This window comes from Bradyrhizobium betae (genome assembly GCF_004123905.1).
In the GTDB taxonomy this organism is placed as follows: domain Bacteria; phylum Pseudomonadota; class Alphaproteobacteria; order Rhizobiales; family Xanthobacteraceae; genus Bradyrhizobium; species Bradyrhizobium betae_A.
This window is the reverse complement of the sequence record NZ_MZXW01000008.1, coordinates 114,450-137,419: the sequence shown is the minus strand read 5'-3', so window position 1 is coordinate 137,419 and position 22,970 is coordinate 114,450. Positions and strand designations below refer to the sequence as shown.

The window sequence follows — 22,970 nt, the reverse complement described above, 5'->3', positions numbered from 1 at the left end:
TTCTGATTGTTTGGAGTGACCTCCATGGATACGATGAAACTGCAAAAACGTGCCCCGATGTCGGCGATGCTCGATCCCAAGATCGTGCTCCCCGCGATCCGGGCGTCCTTCACCAAGCTCGCCCCGCGGCTGATGGTGAAGAACCCCGTGATGTTCGTGGTCGAGGTCGTGGCCGCGCTCACCACCGTGATTTTTCTGCGCGATGTCGTCACCGGCGGTGCAGGCCTCGGCTTCACCTTCCAGATCATCCTCTGGCTCTGGTTCACGGTGCTGTTCGCTAATTTCGCCGAAGCGGTGGCTGAAGGCCGCGGCAAGGCGCAGGCGGAATCGCTGCGCAAGACCCGCACCGAGAGCCAGGCCAAGCTGCTGACCGGCGCCGGCCAGGCCTTCAAGCTGGTTCCGGGCACCAGCCTCAAGGTCGGCGATGTCGTGCTGGTCGAGGCGGGAGACACCATCCCTTCCGATGGCGAAGTGATCGAGGGCGTCGCCTCCGTCAACGAAGCCGCCATCACCGGCGAATCCGCGCCCGTCATTCGCGAGTCCGGCGGTGACCGCTCGGCGGTAACAGGCGGCACGCAGGTGCTGTCCGACTGGATCCGCGTCCGCATCACCGCGGCGCAGGGCTCCACCTTCATCGATCGCATGATCAAGCTGGTCGAAGGCGCAGAGCGGCAGAAGACGCCGAACGAGATCGCTCTCAACATCCTGCTGGCCGGCCTCACCATCATCTTCGTGTTCGCCACCGTCACCATTCCGAGCTACGCGGCCTATGCCGGCGGCTCGATCTCGGTGATCGTGCTGGTCGCGCTGTTCGTGACGCTGATCCCGACCACCATCGGTGCGCTGCTGTCGGCGATCGGCATCGCCGGCATGGACCGCCTGGTGCGCTTCAACGTGCTGGCGATGTCCGGCCGTGCGGTGGAGGCAGCCGGTGACGTCGATACGCTGCTGCTCGACAAGACCGGCACGATCACGCTCGGCAACCGGCAGGCGACGTCGTTCCGCCCCGTGCGCGGCGTGACCGAGCAGGAGCTGGCCGACGCAGCGCAGCTCGCCTCGCTCGCCGACGAGACGCCGGAGGGCCGTTCCATCGTCGTGCTGGCGAAGGAGAAATACGGCATCCGCGGCCGCGACATGGCTGAGCTTGGCGCGACCTTCATCCCGTTCACGGCGCAGACCCGCATGAGCGGTGTCGATGCCGGCGGCTCGTCGGTGCGCAAGGGTGCGGTCGATGCCATGCTGAACTACGTCGGTGGCGGTGCGCCGCTGGCCGTGGCCTCCGGCAACACGGCGCTTGCGATCCAGCCCGCCGGGCTCTCGGACATCGGCCGTGAGGTCCAGACCATTGCGGACGAGATCTCCAAGGCCGGCGGCACGCCGTTGGCCGTGGCCAAGGACGGCAAGCTGCTCGGCGTCATCCAGCTCAAGGACATCGTCAAGGGCGGCATCCGCGAGCGTTTCGCCGAGCTGCGCCGCATGGGCATCCGCACCATCATGATCACCGGCGACAACCCGATGACGGCGGCTGCGATCGCGGCGGAGGCCGGCGTCGACGACTTCCTGGCGCAGGCAACGCCGGAGGACAAGCTCAAGCTGATCCGCGACGAGCAGGCCAAGGGCAAGCTGGTCGCCATGTGCGGCGACGGCACCAACGACGCGCCGGCGCTGGCCCAGGCCGATGTCGGTGTCGCCATGAACACCGGCACCCAGGCCGCCCGCGAGGCCGGCAACATGGTCGACCTCGATTCCAACCCGACCAAGCTGATCGAGGTGGTCGAGATCGGCAAGCAGCTCTTGATGACGCGTGGTGCGCTGACGACGTTCTCGATCGCCAATGACGTCGCAAAATACTTTGCGATCATCCCGGCTATGTTCCTGGCGTTCTACCCGCAGCTCAACGTGCTCAACGTCATGCACCTGTCGAGCCCGCAGAGCGCCATCCTGTCGGCGATCATCTTCAACGCGTTGATCATCATCGCGCTGATTCCGCTGGCGCTGAAGGGCGTCGCCTATCGTGCGGTCGGCGCCGGCGCGCTGCTCCGCCGTAACCTGCTGATCTACGGGCTTGGCGGTATCGTCATTCCCTTCGTCGGCATCAAGGCGATCGACCTCGTCGTCGTTGCCTTGCACCTGGCCTAACCGCGTCATTGCGAGGAGCGAAGCGACGAAGCAATCCAGACTGCCTCCGTGGAAAGACTCTGGATTGTTTCGCTTCGCTCGCAATGACGAAAGACATAGGAGAAAACACATGCTCAGAGAAATTCGCCCCGCCATCGTCCTGTTGCTGGTGCTCACCGCGATCACGGGCCTAGCCTATCCGCTCGCGATGACCGCCATTGCCGGCGCGATCTTTCCCGCGCAGGCGCAAGGCAGCCTGGTCGAGAAGGACGGCAAGGTCGTTGGCTCCGCCCTGATCGGGCAGGAGTTCAAGGACGACAAATATTTCCACGGCCGTCTTTCGGCGACGCTGGCGCCCGACCCGAATGATTCGACCAAGACGGTGTCGGCGCCCTACAACGCCGCCAACTCCGGCGGCTCCAATCTCGGCCCGACCAGCAAGGCGCTCGCCGACCGGCTGAAGGAGGATGTGGACAAGCTGAAGGCCGAAAACCCGAACGCAGCGGTGCCGGTCGACCTCGTCACCACCTCGGCCAGTGGCCTCGACCCCGACATCTCGCCAGAGGCCGCGCAATTCCAGGTGCCGCGTATCGCCAAGGCCCGGAATATGCCGGAGGAGGCAGTGAACCAGCTTGTGGCTTCCAACGTCCATGGCCGTCTGTTCGGCTTGCTCGGCGAACCCAGGGTTAACGTTTTGGCGCTGAACCTCGCGCTGGATCGTGCACCCGCGAAGTAGCGGTCTAGGCTCGCGGCGCCCAGATGATTATATTGGCCTGATGGTCCGAGAGCGCCGCGATCCCGAACAACGTCCGTCTCCCGAGGCGCTGCTGGAAGCCGCGCGCCGGGAGGAGAGCGCGAACGGCAAGCTGAAGATCTTCGTCGGAGCCGCGCCCGGCGTCGGCAAGACCTACGAGATGCTGCTGAGCGCCCACGCCAAGCGCAAGGCCGGCGTCGATGTCGTGGTTGGATTCGTCGAGACCCATGGACGCGCCGAGACCGAGGCGCTGGTGCGGGGGCTGGAAGTGATCCCGCGCAAGGAGCTCGACTATCGTGGCCAGACGGTCGAGGAGATGGACCTCGACGCCGTGATTGCGCGGCGCCCGAAGATCGCATTGGTTGACGAGCTCGCCCACACCAACGCGGCCGGCAGCCGGCATCCCAAGCGTTATCTCGATGTCGAGGAGCTGCTCTCCCACGGCATCGACGTCTACACCGCGGTCAACATCCAGCACATCGAAAGCCTGAACGACGTCGTTGCCCAGATCACCCATGTCCGGGTGCGCGAGACCGTTCCGGATTCGGTGTTCGATCGCGCCGACGCGATCGAACTGATCGATCTCACGCCCGACGATCTGATCCAGCGGCTGCGGGAAGGCAAGGTTTACGTTCCCAAGCAGGCCGAGCGGGCGCTGGAGCATTATTTCTCGCCGGGCAATCTCACTGCCCTGCGTGAGCTTGCGTTGCGGCGCACGGCCGAGCGGGTCGATGAGCAGCTTCTCACCCACATGCAGGCGAACGCCATCGCCGGCCCCTGGGCCGCGGGCGAGCGCATCCTGGTCTGCGTCAGCGAGGATCCGCGCGCGGCCGGGCTCGTCCGCTACACCAAGCGGCTGGCCGACCGGCTGCACGCGCCTTTCACGGCGATCTCGATCGAGACACGCCGATCGCTGCAATTGTCCGACGAACAACGCGACCGGCTGGCCGATACGCTACGGCTTGCGGAATCGCTGGGCGGCGAGGCGCTCGCCATTCCGGCCGTCGGCCGCCGCATTGCCGACGACGTCATCAATTTCGCGCAAGGCAACAACGTCACCCAGATCGTGATCGGCAAATCGACGCGGTCGCGCTGGTTCGAGATGACGCGCGGCTCGGTCGTGCACGATCTGGTTCGCCGCGCCGGCAATATCAGCGTTCACGTCATCCCCGGCGACGAGCTCTCCGACGAGGCGGCGCCCAAGACGACGGTGCAGACCGCGGCGCGATCGGAGCCGTTCGATCCACGCCCTTATTTGAAGGCGCTCGGCATTGCGGCGCTCGGCCTTGCGGCAGCGGTAGTCATAAAACCGTATTTCGGTGTCGAGAACGTCGACCTGATGTTCCTCACCGCGGTGGTGGCCGTTGCCGTTCGCTATGGGCTTTGGCCGTCGCTGCTCGCGAGCGTCGCGGCGTCGCTGGCCTACAATTTCTTTTTCCTGCCGCCGGTTTACACCTTCACCATCACCGATCCGACCAATGTCGCGGCCTTCTTCTTCTTCATGCTGATTGCGTTCGTGGTGTCGAATGTTGCGGGGCGGGTCCGCACGCAGGCCGACACCGCGATCGGGCGCATCAGGACCACCGAACAGCTTTATGCCTTCAGCCGGAAGCTCGCCGGCACCGCCACGCTCGACGACGTCTTGTGGGCGAGCGCCTATCAGATCGCGCTGATGCTGAAGGTGCGCGTCGTGCTGCTGCTGCCGGAGGACGGCCTGCTCACGGTGAAATCCGGCTATCCGCCGGAGGACCAGCTCGACCAGGCCGACCTCGCCGCCGCCAACTGGGCCTGGAGCAACGACCGCACGGCAGGCCGCGGCTCGGACACGCTGCCGGGCGCAAAGCGGCTGTTCCTGCCGATGCGCACCGGGCGCGGCCCGATCGGCGTCATCGGCATCGACAACGACCGTCCCGGTCCGCTGCTGACGCCGGACCAGCGCCGGCTGCTCGACGCGCTGGTCGACCAGGGCGCGCTGGCGATCGAACGCGTGCTGCTGGTGGAGGACATGGACCGCGTCAAGCGCACGGTCGAATCCGAGCGGCTGCGCTCGGCGCTGCTGACCTCGATCTCGCATGATTTGAAGACACCGCTCGCCTCGGTTCTTGGCGCCGCCTCGACCATGCGCGATCTGGCCGGTGCCTTGTCCGACACCGAGAAGCGCGATCTGCTTGCGACCGTGATCGACGAATCCGAGCGGCTCAACCGCTTCATCGCCAATCTGCTCGACATGACCAAGCTCGAGTCCGGCGCCATCGTGCCCAACACGGCGCTGCATGATCTCGGCGAGATCGTCGGCAGCGCGCTGCGTCGCGCAGCCAAGATCCTCACCGCGCACAAGGTCGAACTGTTGCTGGCGGCCGATCTCCCGATGCTGCAGCTCGATGCCGTGCTGTTCGAGCAGGTGCTGTTCAATCTGCTGGACAATGCCGCAAAATATTCGTCGCCCGAGACCACGATCTCGATCAAGGGCCGACGCGAGCGCGATCAGGTGACGCTGGAGGTCACTGATGAAGGCGACGGCATTCCGCCCGATGAGCTCGAAAGCGTGTTCGACAAGTTCTACCGCGCGCAGAAGGGCGATCACGTCCGTCCCGGCACCGGGCTCGGGCTCGCCATTTCCCGCGGCTTCGTCGAAGCGATGCGGGGGACGATCTCGGCCGCTAACCGCAGCGACCGCAGTGGCGCCGTTCTCACCATCCGTCTGCCCGTCCCGGCACAGACCCACGCATTGGATACCGCCGCATGAGTGCTGCCCCGATCAAGGTTCTTGTCATCGATGACGAGCCGCCGATCCGAAAATTGCTGCGGATGGGCCTCTCGACACAGGGTTATGAGATCCTGGAAGCGTCGAACGGCAAGACCGCGCTGGAGAAGCTCACCGAGGAGCCCGCGCTGATCATCCTCGATCTCGGCCTGCCCGACATCCAGGGTCATGAGCTGCTGCGCACCATCCGTGCCCGCAATGAGGCGGTGCCGATCGTGGTGCTGTCGAGCCGTGGCGACGAGGCCGGCAAGGTGCAGGCGCTCGATCTCGGCGCCGACGATTATTTGACAAAGCCGTTCGGCATGGACGAGCTGCTGGCGCGCCTGCGCGCCGCGCTGCGCCATCAGCTCCAGGTGCAGGGCGAGCGCCCGGTGTTTCGCACCGGTGATCTCTCCGTCGATCTGGTCCGCCGCATCGTCAAGCTCGGCGAGCGCGATGTAAAGCTGTCGCCAAAGGAATATGATCTCCTGCGCGTGCTGGTGCAGCACGCCGGCAAGGTGCTCACCCATCGCTTCCTGCTCAAGGAGCTCTGGGACGAGCTGACCGACGCGCAATATCTCCGCGTCTATGTCCGCCAGCTCCGCCAGAAGATCGAAGCCGACCCCGAACGCCCGCAATATGTGCTGACGGAGACGGGGATCGGGTACCGGCTGAAGGCGGGGGATTGATCCCGCAGATCTGTAGGATGGGGTGAGCTCTTGCGAAACCCATCGTGTCTCTGCGTTCGCTGACGCGTGATGGGTTTCGCAAGAGCTCACCCCATCCTACGGGAGCGGCATCAACGACGGCCTAAATCAGCCCGCCTTCCTCTGCCCCGCCGTCGACCGGTGCGTCTTCTTCGCGGCCTGCCGCCGCCCGGTCGCGCGGCGTGCATGCGACTTCGCCGCCGTCTTCTTTCCGCCGCGTCCTTTCAGGCTTTGCTTCAGCGCGTCCATCAGGCTGACGACATTGCTCGGCCGTTCCTCGGGCTCAGGCAGCTCGATCTTCTTGCCGCTGGCCTTGCGCTTCACCAGCGCCTTCAGGGCGGTCTCGTACTCGTCCTTGAACTTGCTCGGGTCGAAATGCGACGCCTTGCTGTGCAGGATGTGGCCGGCGAGCTCGACCATGTCCTTGGTGATCTTCGGGCTCTTGATGTCGTCGAAGAACTGGTCCTCGTCGCGCAGCTCGTAGGGGAAGCGCAACGTGGTGCCGAGCAGACCCTTGCCGAGTGGTTCGATCGCGATGATGTGCTCGCGGTTGGTGAGCACGATCTTGGCGAGGGCCACGCGATCCTGGTCCTTCATGGCGTCGCGGATCACGGCAAAGGCGTCAATGGCGGCTTTTCCGTCCGGCGCGATGTAGTAGGGATGGTTGAGATAGCGCTGGTCGATCTCCTCGCTAGGCACGAAGCTCTCGATGTCGATGGTGTGGTTGCTCTCGATCTGGACCGCTTCGAGCTCCTGGGGCTCGATCTCGACATATTTGCCCTTGCGCAGCTCGTAGCCGCGGCCCTTGTCCTCGCCCTCGACCACGTCGCCGGTTTCGGAATCCACCATCTGCTGCTTGAGCCGGTTACCGGTCTCGCGGTTGATCATATGAAATCGCGTCTTCTCGGCGGCGGTGGTCGCGGGATAAAGGACGACCGGGCAGCCGACCAGCGAGAGTTTCAACGTTCCCTTCCAATAGGCGCGTGGGGCCATTCCATTCTCCAGCGTTTTCAAGGCATTTTGGAACCCCAACCCTCCCACAGGGTTTTGGTTCCGGATGGGACTTTGGGCATGTTAGGCTTGAATTCCCGAAGGAAAAGCGGGACCGCTCGTGCTGCAGAAACTCTCCACTTATCGACGGAAGCGTGATTTCGAGAAGACACCCGAGCCGTCGGGTAAGACCGCCGTGGCGCCATCGAAGCAGCGCCGTTTCGTGATCCAGAAGCACGATGCGACCCGGCTGCATTACGATCTCCGCCTCGAATTCGACGGTGTCTTCAAATCCTGGGCGGTGACCAAGGGCCCCTCGCTCGACCCGCATGACAAGCGGCTGGCCGTCGAGGTCGAGGACCACCCGCTCGACTATGGCGATTTCGAAGGCACGATTCCGGAAGGGCAGTATGGCGGCGGCACGGTGATGCTGTGGGACCGTGGCACCTGGGAATCCGAAGATCCTGAGCGCGGCTTCAAGAAAGGCGATCTCAAGTTCACGCTGCATGGCGACAAGCTGCATGGAAGCTGGGTGCTGGTGCGGATGCGTAACCGTGGCGGCGAAAAGCGCACCAACTGGCTCCTGATCAAGCATCGCGACGAATATGCCAGTGAGGACGAGGACATTCTTAGCGAGGACAAGTCCGTCGCCTCCGGCCGTGCGATGGAGCAGATCGCCGATGGCAAGGGCCGCGCGCCAAAGCCCTTCATGCTGGCGAAGGGCACGGGCAAGGCCGATGCCGTCTGGCAATCCAACCGCGTTGAAGAGACCAAAGGGCGAACCGTCAAGCCGGCGCCTCGCGCGGCGTTGAAGAGCGGCAAGACTGCAAAGAAAAAAGCGACGACGGCAACGACCGCCAAAAGTATCTCCGAGATGCCGGACTTCGTCGCGCCGCAGCTCTGCACGCCGGTCGAGCGCCCGCCGGCCGGCGAGGGGTGGTGCCACGAGATCAAGTTCGACGGCTATCGCGTGCAGCTCCGGGTCGAGGACGGCAAGGCGACGCTGAAGACGCGCAAAGGCCTCGACTGGACCGACAAGTTTGCGTCGATCGCGAAGGAGGCGGGAGCGCTGCCCGACGCCATGATCGACGGCGAGATCGTCGCGCTCGACCATAACGGCGCGCCAAATTTCTCTTCGCTCCAGGCTGCGCTGTCGGATGGCAAGACCGAAGACCTGATCTTCTTTGCCTTCGATCTGCTGTTCGCCGAGGGCCTCGATTATCGCCGGCTACCGCTTGGCGAGCGGAAGGAGCGCCTCAAGGAGTTGCTGGCGGCGCGCAAGAAGAAAGCGAGCCAGATCCGCTATGTCGAGCATTTTGAGAGCGGCGGCGACGCGGTGCTGCAATCAGCCTGCAAGCTCGAGCTCGAAGGCGTGGTGTCGAAGAAGCTCGATGCGCCGTATCGATCGGGACGAACGGAGAGTTGGACAAAAGCAAAATGCCGGGCCGGCCATGAGGTCGTGATCGGCGGCTGGAAGACCACGAATGGCAAGTTCCGTTCGCTGATGGCGGGCGTCCATCGCGATGACCATCTCGCCTTCGTCGGCATGGTCGGGACTGGATTTGGTGCCGACAAGGTCAAGCGCATTATGCCATCCCTGAAGGCGATGGAGGCCAGCGAAAGTCCGTTCGGCGGCAAGAACGCGCCGAAGAAGACGCGGGACGTGCATTGGCTCAAGCCGGAACTCGTCGCAGAGATCGAATTTGCGGGCTTCACCGCGGACGGCAATATTCGCCAAGCCGCATTCAAGGGTCTGCGGCAGGATAAGCCGGCCGAGGAGGTCGAGGCAGAAAAGCCTGCCGATACCGCACTCGCAAAGCCCTCGACCGGGAAACGCGTCACTAAGACAGCGAAGCGGTCGAAAGACACCGGCACGGCCGAGGTCATGGGCGTTGTCATCTCGAAGCCGGACAAGGAGCTGTGGCCCGACGGAGGCGACGGCGAGGGCGTCACGAAGCTCGACCTTGCGCGCTTCTACGAGGCGGTCGGCAATTGGATGATCGCGCATATCAAAGGCCGCCCTTGTTCGATCGTGCGTGCGCCGGACGGCATCGGCGGCGAAAGGTTCTTCCAGCGCCATGCCATGCAGGGCAGCTCGAACCTGCTCGCGCTCGCAAAGGTTTCAGGCGATCGCAAGCCGTACTTGCAGATCGATCGCGTCGAGGGGCTCGCCGCTGTCGCGCAGATCGGCGGCGTAGAGCTGCACCCCTGGAATTGTGCCGAGAACGCCTACGACACGCCGGGCCGGCTGGTGTTCGATCTCGACCCCGCGCCGGACGTCGAGTTTGCCGATGTCGTCGACGCCGCCAAGGAGATGCGGCAGCGCTTGAGTGACCTCGGCATGGAAAGCTTTTGCAAGACCACTGGTGGCAAGGGCCTGCATGTGGTGGTGCCGCTGCTCCATGGCGCGCGCGACAGGGTGAGCTGGAAAGAGGCAAAAGCGTTCGCGCAAGGGGTCTGCCAGTGGATGGCCGATGACGATCCAGAGCGCTATTTACTCAACATGTCCAAGAAGCTGCGCAACGGAAAGATCTTTCTCGATTATTTGCGCAACGACCGGATGTCGACCGCGGTGGCGCCGCTGTCACCGCGTGCGCGCGATGGCGCGACCGTATCGATGCCGGTCACCTGGGCGCAGGTGAAGGGTGATCTCGATCCGAAGCGCTATACGGTGCGGACTGTGCCGGGTTTGCTGGTGCGGTCGAAGGCGTGGGAGGGCTATGACGATGCGGCCGCGTCGATCAAGGCGGCGATGAAGAAGCTGGCGGGGAAGGTGAAATAGGTTTTTGCTACGGGCGCAACTCCCGTAGGGTGAGCAAAGCGACTTGTCTGCCGTAGCTCGAAGAGCGAAGGCGGAAGCGTGCCCACCATCTGCGTCCTTCAGAGAAAAGGTGGGCACGGCGCGTTGCGCCTTTGCCCACCCTACGAGTTCTTGCCTAGATTCGTCCCAGCAGCAGCAAGATCAGCAGAATAACGATGACGAGCCCGAGGCCGCCGCCGCCGTAATAGCCGGTGCCGTAGAACGGACCGCCGCCGATACCGCTGAAGCCGCCGAGCAGCGCGATGACCAAAATGATCAGAATGATCGTACCGATAGACATAACAATCTCCTCCAGCCCTTTGTTGAAAGGGTCGCTTGCACCTGTCCCGTGGTGCGAGGGCAACTTGCCGCAGGTTTTAAAGTTCCGGATTTGAAACGGGGCCACAGGTTCAAGTTGCATGGAACCTTTGCTGCTTCATCCGGCATGACTAGATGAGGATCAACCAGCCCGGGGAGGGATCATGTCAGCACCGCTTGTCGTCTCCATTCCGCACAGTCTCGGCCGCGAGGAGGCGGTGCGCCGGCTCAAGACAGGGCTCGGCCGCGCCGCAGCGAGTATTCCCGTGATGCAGGTCGAAGAGGAGCGCTGGAGCGGCGACACTCTGGCCTTTCGTATCCGGGCGCTCGGTCAGATCGCGACAGGGCAGGTCGATGTCGCCGACGATCATGTGAAGGTCGAGGTGGTACTGCCGTGGCTGTTGCAGCGCTTTGCCGAGATGGCGCAGGCGGCGATCCGCAAGCGCGGGCAATTATTGCTGACGAAGGACGGCGGGAAGTAGATCTCAGGCGCGCACGCGCTGCCGGGCAGGCCTGATGGCGCTTGCTGCGCGGGCCTCGATGACACCGGCGGGAAAATAGCCGAAGGCCTGTGCGAGCGGCAATTCGCTGCCGGCAAGGCCCGGTGCGGTGTAGCCGGTGATGTCGATGGTGGCGTCGAGAGCCTCGAGCGCGGGCCATTCCCGTCCCGCCTGCGTGAACGGCGCGAATTGGCGCCCGGCCACCACGATCGCCGCGGCTCGGCCGTGCCGACGCGCAAAGGCGATGACGTGATTGGCGTGCGCACCGCGCACCTCAAGCGGCTGGTAATCGCCTTGCGCAAAAACGTCGGCGAGTTCGTTGCGCAGCTTGAGGAGGTGTCGCGTCCAGGCCAGCTTGATCTGGCCGTCCGGCCAGTTCTTGATCAAGGCGCGCCAATCCGGTGCTTCCAGTAACGCCAGCGCCGCTTGCCGCGCAGCAAACTCCACCGGGCGGCGGTTGTCGGGATCAACCAGCGACAGGTCCCAGAATTCGGTGCCCTGGTAGAAGTCGGGGACGCCGGGCAGCGTGGCCTTCAGCGTGATCTGACTCAGCGAGTTCAGCGCACCGAGCAGCGCAACGCGGCGGGCGAGGGTCTGTAGCGCGTCCAAAAATTCGCCTGACAGCGCGGGATCGAGGATCTCAGCGATGAAACTCTTGATGCCGCTCTCATAGGCCTCATGCGGATTGAGCCAGCTCGTCTCTTCCTTGCCCTCGCGCGCGGCCTTGAGCGCATAAGCCTGGATACGCTCGACGAAGCCGGCGTCGGCCGGCCCCTGAAGCGGCCAGGCGCCGAGTAGTGTCTGGTAGAGCATGTATTCGAACGTTGCCGACGGTGCGCGCAGATTGCCGTTGAGCGCGAGGTGCGGCGCGTTGAGGACCTTCCAGCGCGAAACCGCGCTGGTCCATTCGCCGGGAATTTCGCTCAACGCCGCGATCCGTGCCCGCGCGTCCTCGCCGCGCTTGGTGTCGTGGGTTGCGGTCGCCGTCATCCCTTGCGGCCATTCCTTGGCGCGGGCCCGCATGGCCTCGTGGAAGGCGGGAATGGTGAGGCCGGTGCTCGCGGGATCGCCCCCGACTTCGTTCAAGGCGAGCAGCCGGTGGAATTGATAGAACGCGGTGTCCTCCAGCGACTTCGCCATCACCGGCCCGGTGAACTGCTGCACCTTCAGTGCAAAGCGGCGCACCCGCGGGGTGCTGTGCGGCGGGCGGCCGGGCTTGAGCAGGTCCATGGTCAGGGCATCGCGCAGGAAGTCGAAGATGCCTTCGTCCGCGGCGAACCATTCCGCGCGGGCGCGCGCGATGGTGTCGTCGATCAGCTTGCGGTCGAGGGCGTTCGGGCCGCTATGCGTCAGATAAGTGCGGTAGACCGGGAAATGCAGCACGTAGAGTTCGAGCGCCTGCCGCAGGCTGTCGGCGGAAAAATCGCGGGTCGAATAGTGGCCGTTGGCGATGCGGGCGAGCAGGCGCGTCAGCACGGTGAATTCGCTGGTCAGCAGCGTCTCCAGCACGCGCCGCTTGGCGTCCTTGACGAAAGGCGCAAGCCGCGGCGAGCGGTTGCTGATCTGCCGCCAGGTCTCGTCCAGCGCGTCCAGCCCCTTGGGATCGATCAGCACTTGCGTGATGACGTTCATCCACTCGTAGCCGGTGGTGCCCTGGACGCCAGCGAAATGCGGCAGTTTCTCGTCCTCGCACAGGATCTTTTCGATCACCGTGTAGAACGGCTTTGCGTTGCCCTGCGCGTCGCGCACGAGGCGACGCAACCGCTGGCAATATTGTGCGGGATCGCGCAGGCCGTCGATGTGGTCGAGGCGGATGCCTTGCAGCCTGCCGTCCGCAACGAGTTGCTTCACCAGCCGGTGCGTGGCGGCGAAGGTGCTCGCGTCCTCGACGCGCAGGCCCGCGAGCCCGTTCACGTCGAAGAAGCGGCGATAGTTGATGTCGCTGGACGCCAGCCGCCAGTGCCCGAGCTTGTAGTGCTGTCGCTCCAGCAGATGATGAAGCGCCAAAGTCTGTGCCGGGCGGTCCTTGCCGGCGCGGTAGGCAGCGAGGCCGTGACTGATGATGTCGGCAGCGCCTGCGATCTCCGTCAGCTCCGCCTTGAAGCCGGGCGCTTCCTTGCGGTTGGGACGGCGTAATCCCGTGTAGTGCGCCGCGAGCGAGAGCAGGCGCTTGCCGGCCTCGGTCTCGGTCGCGTCCGCTTCCTTCACGATCATCCGCAGCAGCTCGCCATATCGCTCCGGCGCGATCGGCAGCCGGTGCTCGAAATACCACGCCGAAAAGCTGCCTTCCCTGGAATCGTAGCGCAACTCGATGTCGCCGCGTTCGAGTGCTTCGCCATACGACGAGCCGAGGATCGGCAGCAGTACGCCGCCACGGGCGCGGTGGGGCAGCAGATCCCAGTCAATATCGAATGCGACTGCGTGCGGCGAAGTCGGTCCCCATTCCAGCACGTCGAGCCACCAGGGATTGTCGGCATAATGCACGCCGACATGGTTGGGCACGAAGTCGATGATGAGTCCGAGGTCGTACTGCTTGAGCGCTTCGCTCAGCCGCACGAAGCCGGCTTCGCCACCAAGCTCCGGATTGAACTGGCTGTGATCGACGGTGTCGTAGCCGTGGGTCGAGCCTTTGCGCGCCTTCATCACCGGCGAAGTATAGAGATGCGTGATCCCCAGCGACTTGAGATAAGGCACAACGGCAGCGGCCTTGTCGAAATCAAAATCCGTGGTGAGCTGAAGCCGGTAGGTCGCAAGAGGAATGGCAGGAGGCATGCTAACCTCCGAGATGCCAGATCACCGACCAGGGCGGGAGCCGGTCGCCGCTTGCGACGCCCCAGAGCGTCGTGCCCGTAGCGCCGTCGGGCCGCGCGATATCCTTGTCCGAGAGATTGGCGACAAGGCGCAGCGTCGCACCATCGCCCATACGCCAATGTGCGGTGAGCAGGCCGTTGTCGGCCGCCGCGGCATCGCCGAATCTCGCCCCTTTCAGCCGTGGCGCGATCTCTTTGCCGCGGAGTGCGAGCAAGTCACGCACCAGCGCAAGCCGCTCCTTCTGCTCCGGCGTGCGGTCAGTCCAGTCGAGCACAGCCGATTGCATCGTTGCGGGATCGAGCGGATCCGGCACCTCGTCGCCATACTTCTCGTACGCCCAGGCATATTCCTGCTTGCGCCCCTTGCGCACGGCATCGGCCAGGCCGCCCTGGAAATCGCAAAAGAACGGGAAGGGCACCGTCGAGCCCCATTCCTCGCCCTGAAACAGCATCGGTACCATCGGCGCGAGCAGCGTCACTGCGAGCGCCGCCTCGATCTGCTGTGGCGATGCCAGGCTTTCGAGCCGATCGCCGAGCGGTCGGTTGCCGATCTGGTCGTGGTTCTGCAGGAAGTTGACGAAAGTCGCCGGCGGCAGCGTGCCGCTCGCCTCGCCACGCGGCTTCTTGCCCCAGAACTCGGAGATCTCGCCCTGATAAACGAAGCCGGAAGCGAGCGCGCGCGCAAGGTCCATGCGCGGGGTCTGATAGTCGGCATAGTAGCCGGCGAGCTCACCCGTCAACATCACGTGCCAGACGTGGTGATAGTCGTCGTTCCACTGGGCGCGATATTTGCCGTTCGGCGGATCCTGCGCGGCATCGAGCAGGCTGGCGCGGTTGTCGCCGTTCTCGAGCACGAGATGGATCTGCCGCCCCGTCGCCTTGGCAAGCTCGCCGGCGGCGACGCTGAGGTCCTGCAGCATCGATTGCTCGCCGGGGACCGCCATGATGTGGTTGGCGGCATCCAGCCTCAATCCGTCGAAGCGATAGTCGGTCAACCAGGACAGCGCATTCTCGACCGCAAAGGCGCGTACCTGCGCTACGCGAAAATCGATCGCGCTGCCCCAGGGCGTATGCGCGTCGGTGAAGAAGGTCGGTGCGTAGCGGCCGAGGTAATTCCCTTCGGGACCGAAATGATTGTAGACGACGTCGAGAAACACCATCAGCCCGCGCAGATGCGCCTCGTCGATCAGCGTCTTCAGGTCTTCCGGCCGGCCATAGGCGCTGTCGGGCGCGTACCACAACACGCCGTCATACCCCCAGCCGCGGCGGCCGGCGAAATCGGCCAGCGGCATCAATTCCAGCGCGGTGATTCCGGTCGCGGCGAGATGATCGAGCTTGTCGATCATGGCGCGGTAGGTGCCCTCAGCAGTGAAAGTGCCGACATGGGTCTCGATCAGCACCGTCTCTTCCCACGGACGGCCGCGCCAGTCTTTCGCGCGCCATGTGAAGGCATCGTGATCGATCACTTCGCTCGGGCCGAACACGTCCTCTGGCTGGAAAGCCGATGCCGGATCGGGCACGTCGATCTCGTCGTCGATCCTGAATTTGTATTCACTGCCGATCGGCAGGCCTGAGATCTCGGCGACATACCAGCCATCCTGCCGGCGCTGCATCGCGTGCCTTCGGTCGAGCAGCAGATCGACGCGTCGCGCGCCGGGCGCCCACAGCCGGAACGACACGCCGTCCTGGATCGGCCTCGCCCCGAAGGATGGCCTCATAGCGCCCCCGCGAAGGCGAGCACGGAGCGCGGCGGCGCCTTGCTGTCGCTTCCGGGCAGGAAATCAACGCTGTTCAGCTTGGCATCCGTCGTGTTCAGGATCTGCTGCCAGCTCTTGTATTCGGGCATTTTGGGCAATCTGAATGCGATCTCTTCGGGGGCGGCGTTCAGTACGATAAAGATCGCGGCGCGCCCCGGTTCCATCGGCCCCATCACATAGGAGAGGAACCTGCCTTCCGGAAATTTCCAGTCGCTCTCCGTCATCTCGTCGCCTGCGGGCGTCAGCCACAGCGCGCCGTAGGAGAGCCCGTCCTTGGGCCGGCCGTCGAGCCAGCGATGGCTGCGCAGCTGCGAGAAGCGGCGGCGGATGTCGGCGAGATCGGCGACGAAATCGACCATGTCGTCGTCGTCCTTGCCGAGATTGTCCCAGCCGACCCAGCCGACCTCGTTGTCCTGGCAATAGGCGTTGTTGTTGCCGGATTGCGAATTTCCGACCTCGTCGCCGGCAAGCATCAGTGGAACGCCCTGCGCCAGCATCAGGCAGGCCAGCACGTTCTTGCGAAGCTGCCGGCGTAGCGCGAGGATGTTGGGATCGTCAGTCGGCCCCTCGACACCGCAATTGTTGCTGTGGTTGTCGCTGGAGCCGTCGCGATTGTCCTCGCCGTTGGCCTCGTTGTGCTTCTCGTTATAGCTGAAGAGATCGGCCAGCGTGAAGCCGTCGTGCACGGTGATGTGATTGATGCTGGCGCGCGGCCGCCGTCCGTCATGGTTGAACAGGTCGGACGACGCCGTCATGCGGCTGGAGATGTCGCCGATCAGGCTGCCTTCGCCGCTCCAGTAGCGCCGCATGGCGCTGCGATAACGGTCGTTCCATTCCGACCATTGCGATGGGAATGCGCCGACCTGATAGCCGCCGAGACCTAGATCCCAAGGCTCGGCGACGAGCTTGACCGCCGCCAGCACCGGGTCCTGCCGGATCGCGGTCAGGAACGAGCTGCCGCGATCATAGCCGTTCGCCCCGCGCGCGAGCGTGGTGGCGAGGTCGAAGCGGAAGCCGTCGACATGGCAGACCTCGACCCAGTAGCGCAGCGAATCCATCACCATCTGGAGCACACGCGGATGGGTGAGGTTCACCGACGAGCCGCAGCCGGTGAAGTCGTCGTAATAGCGCGGGTTCTCGCGGTTCAGCCAGTAATAGGACGCGTTGTCGATGCCGCGGTAGCACAGCGTCGGGCCGAGATGGTTGCCCTCGGCGGTGTGGTTGTAGACCACGTCGAGCATCACCTCGATGCCGGCATCGTGCAGGCGCGCAACCGTGGTGCGGAAGGAATCGAGCGCGTTGTCCTGGGCGTAGCGCTGCTCGGGCGCGAAGAAGGACAGCGTGTTGTAGCCCCAGTAATTGGCGAGCTTCTTCTCGACTAGAACCCGGTCGTCGACAAAGGCGTGGATCGGAAGAAGCTCAACGGTGGTGACACCGAGTTTCTTCAGATGCTCGATCATCGCCGGCGACGACAGCCCGCCGTAAGTGCCGCGCAGATTCGGCGGAACGTCGTCGCGCTTCTGCGTCAGGCCCTTGACGTGCGCCTCGTAGATGATGGTGTCTTCCCACGGAATATTGGGGCGGATCTCGCGCCGCCCCCAATTAAAAGTCTCGTCGACGACGACGCCCTTCGGCATGCCGCGCGCGTTGTCGCGCCGGTCGAACGAGAGGTCTTCGCGCGGGCTGCCGGTCCGATAAGCGAAATGCGCATCGCTCCAGACCAGCCGTCCCGCGAGCCGCTTGGCATAGGGGTCGAGCAGCAGCTTGTTGGCGTTGAAGCGATGGCCATGCTCGGGCTCGTAGGGACCGTGCACGCGATAGCCGTAGAGCTGGCCCGGCGAGACGTCGTTGAGATAGCCGTGCCAGACGTCCTCGGTTCTTTCAGGCAGTTCGATACGTTCGAGCTCGCGGCGCCCCTGCGGGTCGAACAGGCAGAGCTCGACCTTCTGCGCATTAGCCGAGAACAGCGCAAAATTGGTGCCGCGTCCGTCCCAGCTTGCACCGAGGCGTGCGGGCGATCCAGCAGTCAGGCGCATCGGTCAGCTTTCCGGAACGAGGAAGATCGCGGCGAGCGGCGGGATGGTGAGGCGAAGCTCGGGCGTCTTGCCGTCAACCGTCTGAACCTCGCCGATGTTCCCGACATTGGTGCCGCCATAATGGGCGGAGTCCGAATTGAACACCTCTTTCCACTTGCCGGCAAAGGGTACGCGAACGCGATAGTTGCGATAGACGTTAGGGGAGAAGTTGACGATCACCAGACACCGCGCGTGCTCGTCAATTCCCTTGCGCAGCCAGGCGAAGACGTTGCGGTTGGCGTCATCCGTGATCAGCCATTCGAAGCCGGCCGGATCGCAATCCATCTGATGCAGCGCGTGCACGGCGCGATAGAGCCGGTTGAGATCGCGGATCAGCGCCTGGATGCCGGAATGATATTTGTACTCGAGCAGATGCCAGTCGAGCGATTGGTCGTGATTCCATTCGCGGCTTTGCGCAATCTCCGCGCCCATGAACAAGAGCTTCTTGCCGGGATGTCCGAACATGAAGCTGTAATAGGCGCGCAGATTCGCAAAGCGCTGCCATTCGTCGCCAGGCATCCGTCCCAGGATCGAGCGTTTGCCGTGCACGACCTCGTCATGCGACAGAGGCAGGATGAAGTTTTCCGAGAACGCGTAGTGCAGGCCGAACAGGATGTCGCCGTGATGATGCTTGCGGTGAATGGGATCCTTGCTGATGTAGTTCAGCGTGTCGTGCATCCAGCCCATGTTCCACTTGTAGCCGAAGCCGAGCCCGCCGAATTCGACCGGACGCGAGACCTGCGGCCACGCGGTGGATTCTTCCGCCGCCGTAGTCGCCTGCGGGAAGCGCGCGAACAGCTCGGTGTTGAAGCGGCGCAGGAACGCGACCGCCTCGATGTTCTCGCGGCCGCCATACAGGTTCGGAATCCAGGCGCCGGGCGGGCGGCTGTAGTCGAGATAGAGCATGGAGGCGACCGCATCGACGCGCAGCCCATCGATCGCGTAGCGTTCCAGCCAGAACAGCGCGTTCGACACCAGAAAGTTCGTCACTTCGGTGCGGCCGTAATTGTAGATCAGCGTGCCCCAGTCGAGGTGGCGGCCCTGGAGCGGATTGGCGTGCTCGTAGAGCGCGGTGCCGTCAAAGCTGCCGAGCCCGTGCGGATCATCCGGGAAGTGGCCGGGCACCCAGTCGAGCAGGACGCCGACGCCTTCGCGATGGCAAGCGTCGACCAGCGCGGCAAAATCCTCAGGCCCGCCGAAGCGGCTGGTCGGTGCATAGAGCCCGGTCGGCTGATAGCCCCATGAGCCGTCGAACGGATGCTCGCTGACGGGCAGGAATTCGAGATGGGTAAAGCCCATGTCGCGGGCATAGGCCGGCAGCTGTTCGGCAAGCTCGCGATAGGTCAGCCATTCATCGCCGTTCTTGCGCCGCCACGAGCCGAGATGGACCTCGTAGATCGACATCGGCGCTGACAGCGCGTTGATGCCGTCGGGCGCCGGGCGCGGCCGCGCGAGATGTGCCTCGTCGAACACGATCGACGCCGTCTTCGGCCGCACCTCGCTCGCGAACGCCATGGGATCGGATTTCAGCGGCAGCAGATGACCGCGTGGCCCGATGATCTCGAACTTGTAGTGGTCGCCGGCCTTGGCGTGGGGGATGAACAATTCCCAATAGCCGGCACCGCGCACCCGCATGGGATGTCGCCGCCCGTCCCAGAAGTTGAAATCGCCGACCACGGACACGCGCCGTGCATTCGGCGCCAGCACCACAAAGCCGATGCCGTCGATACCCTCGAGTGTCATCGGATGCGCGCCGAGCTTGTCATAGAGGCGCTGGTGGGTGCCTTCGCCGAGCAGGTAGAGGTCGAAGTCGGTCAGGATCGGCGGAAAGCGGTAGGCATCCTCGAACTCGACGAATTTGTCGCCGAATTTTGCGCGCAGCTGATAGCGCTTCGAACCGTTGGGCAGCGCGCCGACGAACAAGCCGGCATCATGGACGCGGTCGAGCTTCGCGACCTCGCCATGCTCGCCCACCGCCTCGACATTGGACGCCTCGGGCAGAAACGCGCGCACCACGCTCTTGCCTCCCTCGGGATGCAGCCCGAGATAGTGGAAGGGGTCGGAGTGGCGGCCCTCGATGATCGCATAGGCCTCGGCTGGCAGTTTAGGCATGGGCTTCGCTTTCATTGGACAGAATGCGAAGCAGTCCGGTCAGCGGCGCATGGAGCCCCTCAGGCCGGTGGGACAGCTCGTACTCTACTTCGTCGAACGCTTGATCAAGCAGGAAAAACCTTAACAGGCCGTCCGCGGCCTTCCGCTCTTGCGGCCACAGAAGCCGATCGGTCATGGCCTCGCGATAGGCTGTGAGGAACGTCGCCGTTGCGCCTTCGCGCCATTCGCCCAGCGCTGCCGTAAGCCGGTCGTGTTCGTCGGAGGCGCCAGTGAGTGCGCGGTTAAGAGCTGCGTTAACCGAAAGATCAATCGAGCGGATCAGGCCGGCGACGTCGCGCGCGGCAGGCAGCTTGCGCCGCTTGTCGGCCAGATGCAGGCGCGGATCGCCGTCGAAATCGATGATGAAGATGTCGTCCTTCACGATCAGAGTTTGCCCGAGGCGGAAGTCGCCATGATGACGGATGTTCAACCCGCCGATCCCGGAAGGCAAGAGCGCATTCAAATGGTCGGGCAGGGTCGCGCGGATCGCGGCGAGCTGGTCGACCAGCGGCCGGTCGGCCTCGCGCAGGCCGTCGCGACTGTCGGCCAGCCGCTCGACAACCCGCTCAGCGCGGGCCTTGAGGTCGGAGACCCAGCGCTTGATATGGGCGGAGCCGATCGGCTCCGGGGCGAGATCGGTGGGCTTCGCCGCGGCCAGCGCCACATGCAGTTCCGCGAGCCGCCGGCCGATCTGCGCGACGAAGTGCAGGTAAGGCGCCTGCTCCTGGGTTTCGCGGCGCGCTTCGCCAACCGGCGCCAACCGTTGCTCGTCGATATAGCGGTCGAGATAGCCGTTGGTCACTGTCCAGCCGTCGCCCTGGTTCTCGACATAGGCGTGCAGCACGCCCAGCGCGCTGCGGCCATCGCCTTCGACCAGCTCGACGCTGCCGAGCAGCGCCGGCGTGTTGGCGAAGCGGGCGACCTCGGTCAGGTAGCAGCCGATCTCGATTTCGGGATTGATGCCGCTTTCGAGCTGGCGATGAATCTTGGCGACGTACTGGTTGTCGACCAGCGCCGTGCTGTTTGACTGCTCGATCGCGCGGATGCGTCCAGGCTCCTTGATGGTGTAATCGGCGAATCTGCTGGTGGCCTTGAACTCCAGCCGCAGATTGTTCTCGTCCACCACCAGGTTCTGCGAAAGACCACGCAGGAAAAGCCCGATGAAGATCTGATCGGTCGCGACGTCGAGCAGCGTGCCCTCGCGTGCACCCTGGCGTACGGCGGCGAGCGCTTTGGGGTTGAAGCGTTCGCGGTCGAAGCGCACCCATTCGATCTGCATGGGCAGCACGTAGCGCGTGGTCACATCGTCCCGTGTGGTCTCGAAAAACGCGATCCAGGGTCTGTTGTCGCCGATGTCGCTGAAAGGCACCGCCGAGGTCAGCGTGGCCTTGATGTGCTTGGGATTGTGTTCGGGATACCAGCGTGTCCGCGACAGGAAGCCCGGAAGCACGTCGCGCTCGAACATGCCGCGCTCGCGCGCAAGCGACACCCAGTTCGAATTGACCGGCACCACCAGCGTCTCGAATTCCGGCACCGCGCGCGGTGTCACCGGCTCGGATTTGTCGCGCTCGGTGAGCTGGAACCAGTAGAAGCCGTAGGGCCCCAGCGTGATCATGTAGGGCAGCTCGCCGATCGCAGGGAAGCGCGTGCGTCCCAGCATCTCCTGCGGGATGCGGTCCTTCCACGGTGACAGATCAAGCTCGGTCGCTTGTGCTGCGCGCGACAGGTTGGCGACGCAGAGGATGACCTCGTCGCGATACTGCCGGACATAGGCCAGCACGGCGCGATTGGCAGGACGGATGAAGGTCATGGTGCCGCGGCCGAAGGCGAGCGTCGATTTGCGCACCGAGATCAGCCGCTTGGTGGCGTTGAGCTGCGACGACAGGCTGCGCGACTGCGCCTCGACGTTCACCGATTCATAGCCATAGACGGGGTCCATGATCGGCGGTGCATAGAGGCGTGCCGGATCGGCGCGTGAGAAGCCGCCATTGCGATCCGGGCTCCACTGCATCGGCGTGCGTACGCCGTTGCGGTCGCCGAGGTAGATGTTGTCGCCCATCCCGATCTCGTCGCCATAATAGATGATCGGCGTACCGGGGAAGGACAGCAGCAGCGAGTTCATCAGCTCGATCTTGCGGCGGTCATTGTCCATCAGCGGCGCGAGGCGCCGGCGGATGCCGACATTGATGCGCGCGCGCGGATCGTTGGCGTAGGTCGACCACAGATAATCGCGCTCGACGTCGGTGACCATTTCCAGCGTCAGCTCATCATGGTTGCGCAGGAACAGCGCCCACTGGCAGCTCGCCGGAATGTCCGGCGTCTGGCGCAGAATGTCGGTGATCGGGAAGCGGTCCTCCTGCGCGATCGCCATGTAGATGCGCGGCATCAGCGGGAAGTGATAGGCCATGTGGCATTCGTCGCCGCGGCCGAAATATTCCTGCACATCCTCCGGCCATTGGTTGGCCTCGGCCAGCAGCAGCTTGCCCTTGGAGTAGGAGTCGAGCTCCTGGCGCAGGCGCTTGATGATCGCATGCGTCTCGGGAAGGTTCTCGTTCGAGGTGCCTTCGCGCTCGCAGAGATAGGGAATCGCGTCCAGGCGGAAGCCGTCGACGCCGGCATCGAGCCAGCGCTTCATCACCTGGATGAGCGCGCTGACCACGCGCGGATTGTCGAAATTGAGGTCCGGTTGGTGCGAGAAGAAGCGATGCCAGTAGAACGCGCCGGCCTCGGGATCCCAGGTCCAGTTGGATTTCTCCGTGTCGGTGAAGATGATCCGCGTGCCCTGGTATTTCTGGTCGGTGTCGCTCCAGACATACCAGTTGCGGGCGCTCGAGCCTGCCGGGCTGCGGCGTGCGCGCTTGAACCAATTGTGCTGGTCGGAGGTGTGGTTGACGACGAGCTCGGTGATGACCCGCAGGCCGCGCTTCTGCGCTTCCTGAATGAAGCGCTTGAAATCCTTCATCGTCCCGAAATCGGGATTGACCGCGCCGTAGTCGGCGATGTCGTAGCCGTCGTCGCGACCGGGCGAGGGATAGAACGGCAGCAGCCACAGTGCGGTGACGCCGAGCTCCTGGAGATAGGGCAGCTTCTCGGTCAGGCCTGCGAAATCGCCGATGCCGTCATTGTTGCTGTCGGCGAACGCCTTGACGTGGAGCTGGTAGATAATCGCGTCCTTGTACCAGAGCTCATCCACGATCTCGGCAGCCTCGGCTTTCTGGGTGTCGACGGAAGACAAAACGTTCATGGC

13 protein-coding genes are annotated in these 22,970 nt (G+C 64.1%); 6 read left to right on the top strand and 7 right to left on the bottom strand.

The window, feature by feature from the left end:
* The first annotated feature begins 24 nt into the window (after window positions 1–24).
* From kdpB to B5V03_RS05240, 4 genes are all read left to right on the top strand, one after another.
* Window positions 25–2,139: a potassium-transporting ATPase subunit KdpB gene (kdpB, locus tag B5V03_RS05255; RefSeq protein ID WP_129268210.1), complete on the top strand. Its 2,115-nt coding sequence runs from the start codon at window positions 25–27 to the stop codon at window positions 2,137–2,139.
* A 109-nt stretch (window positions 2,140–2,248) separates the two neighbouring features.
* A complete protein-coding gene (locus B5V03_RS05250) occupies window positions 2,249–2,854 on the top strand; it encodes a K(+)-transporting ATPase subunit C (RefSeq protein WP_129268209.1) in 606 nt (201 codons plus the stop codon).
* A gap of 40 nt (window positions 2,855–2,894) precedes the next feature.
* A complete protein-coding gene (locus B5V03_RS05245) occupies window positions 2,895–5,618 on the top strand; it encodes a sensor histidine kinase (RefSeq protein ID WP_129268208.1) in 2,724 nt (907 codons plus the stop codon).
* The gene (locus tag B5V03_RS05240; protein ID WP_129268207.1) at window positions 5,615–6,304 is read left to right on the top strand and encodes a response regulator; all 690 of its coding nucleotides are present in this window, start codon (window positions 5,615–5,617) and stop codon (window positions 6,302–6,304) included. Before B5V03_RS05245 ends, B5V03_RS05240 begins: the two co-directional genes overlap by 4 nt.
* 126 nt (window positions 6,305–6,430) lie before the next feature.
* Here B5V03_RS05240 and B5V03_RS05235 read toward each other — a convergent pair whose 3' ends face one another.
* Window positions 6,431–7,315: a Ku protein gene (locus B5V03_RS05235; RefSeq protein WP_129268206.1), complete on the bottom strand. Its 885-nt coding sequence runs from the start codon at window positions 7,313–7,315 to the stop codon at window positions 6,431–6,433.
* A 118-nt stretch (window positions 7,316–7,433) separates the two neighbouring features.
* Between B5V03_RS05235 and ligD the strand changes: the two genes are divergently transcribed.
* A complete protein-coding gene (gene ligD, locus B5V03_RS05230) occupies window positions 7,434–10,094 on the top strand; it encodes a DNA ligase D (RefSeq protein ID WP_129268205.1) in 2,661 nt (886 codons plus the stop codon).
* Window positions 10,095–10,248: 154 nt separating this feature from the next.
* On the opposite strand, the gene B5V03_RS05225 is transcribed toward ligD, so the two are convergent.
* Window positions 10,249–10,413: a DUF3309 family protein gene (locus tag B5V03_RS05225; protein WP_007595743.1), complete on the bottom strand. Its 165-nt coding sequence runs from the start codon at window positions 10,411–10,413 to the stop codon at window positions 10,249–10,251.
* Window positions 10,414–10,594: 181 nt separating this feature from the next.
* On the opposite strand from B5V03_RS05225, the gene B5V03_RS05220 reads away from it, so the two are divergent.
* On the top strand, window positions 10,595–10,912 hold the full coding sequence (locus B5V03_RS05220) for a polyhydroxyalkanoic acid system family protein (RefSeq protein ID WP_129268204.1): 318 nt from the start codon (window positions 10,595–10,597) through the stop codon (window positions 10,910–10,912).
* A 3-nt stretch (window positions 10,913–10,915) separates the two neighbouring features.
* Here the strand turns inward: B5V03_RS05220 and treY are convergent, their stop codons facing one another.
* Genes treY through treS form a run of 5 tightly spaced genes read right to left on the bottom strand, consistent with a single transcriptional unit; the run spans window position 10,916 to window position 22,967 of the window.
* Window positions 10,916–13,702 carry a malto-oligosyltrehalose synthase gene (treY, locus tag B5V03_RS05215; RefSeq protein ID WP_129268203.1) on the bottom strand — a complete coding sequence of 929 codons (2,787 nt, stop codon included), beginning with the start codon at window positions 13,700–13,702 and terminating at the stop codon, window positions 10,916–10,918.
* A 1-nt stretch (window position 13,703) separates the two neighbouring features.
* Window positions 13,704–15,458, bottom strand: coding sequence for a malto-oligosyltrehalose trehalohydrolase (gene treZ, locus B5V03_RS05210; protein ID WP_129268202.1), 1,755 nt, complete (start codon window positions 15,456–15,458; stop codon window positions 13,704–13,706).
* On the bottom strand, window positions 15,455–17,533 hold the full coding sequence (glgX, locus tag B5V03_RS05205; RefSeq protein WP_129268201.1) for a glycogen debranching protein GlgX: 2,079 nt from the start codon (window positions 17,531–17,533) through the stop codon (window positions 15,455–15,457). Before glgX ends, treZ begins: the two co-directional genes overlap by 4 nt.
* Before the next feature lie 3 nt (window positions 17,534–17,536).
* Window positions 17,537–19,684, bottom strand: a complete 2,148-nt coding sequence (gene glgB, locus B5V03_RS05200) for a 1,4-alpha-glucan branching protein GlgB (protein WP_129268200.1) — start codon at window positions 19,682–19,684, stop codon at window positions 17,537–17,539.
* Window positions 19,677–22,967, bottom strand: a complete 3,291-nt coding sequence (gene treS, locus B5V03_RS05195) for a maltose alpha-D-glucosyltransferase (protein WP_129268199.1) — start codon at window positions 22,965–22,967, stop codon at window positions 19,677–19,679. The genes glgB and treS overlap by 8 nt, the downstream gene beginning before the upstream one ends.
* Window positions 22,968–22,970: the final 3 nt, after the last annotated feature.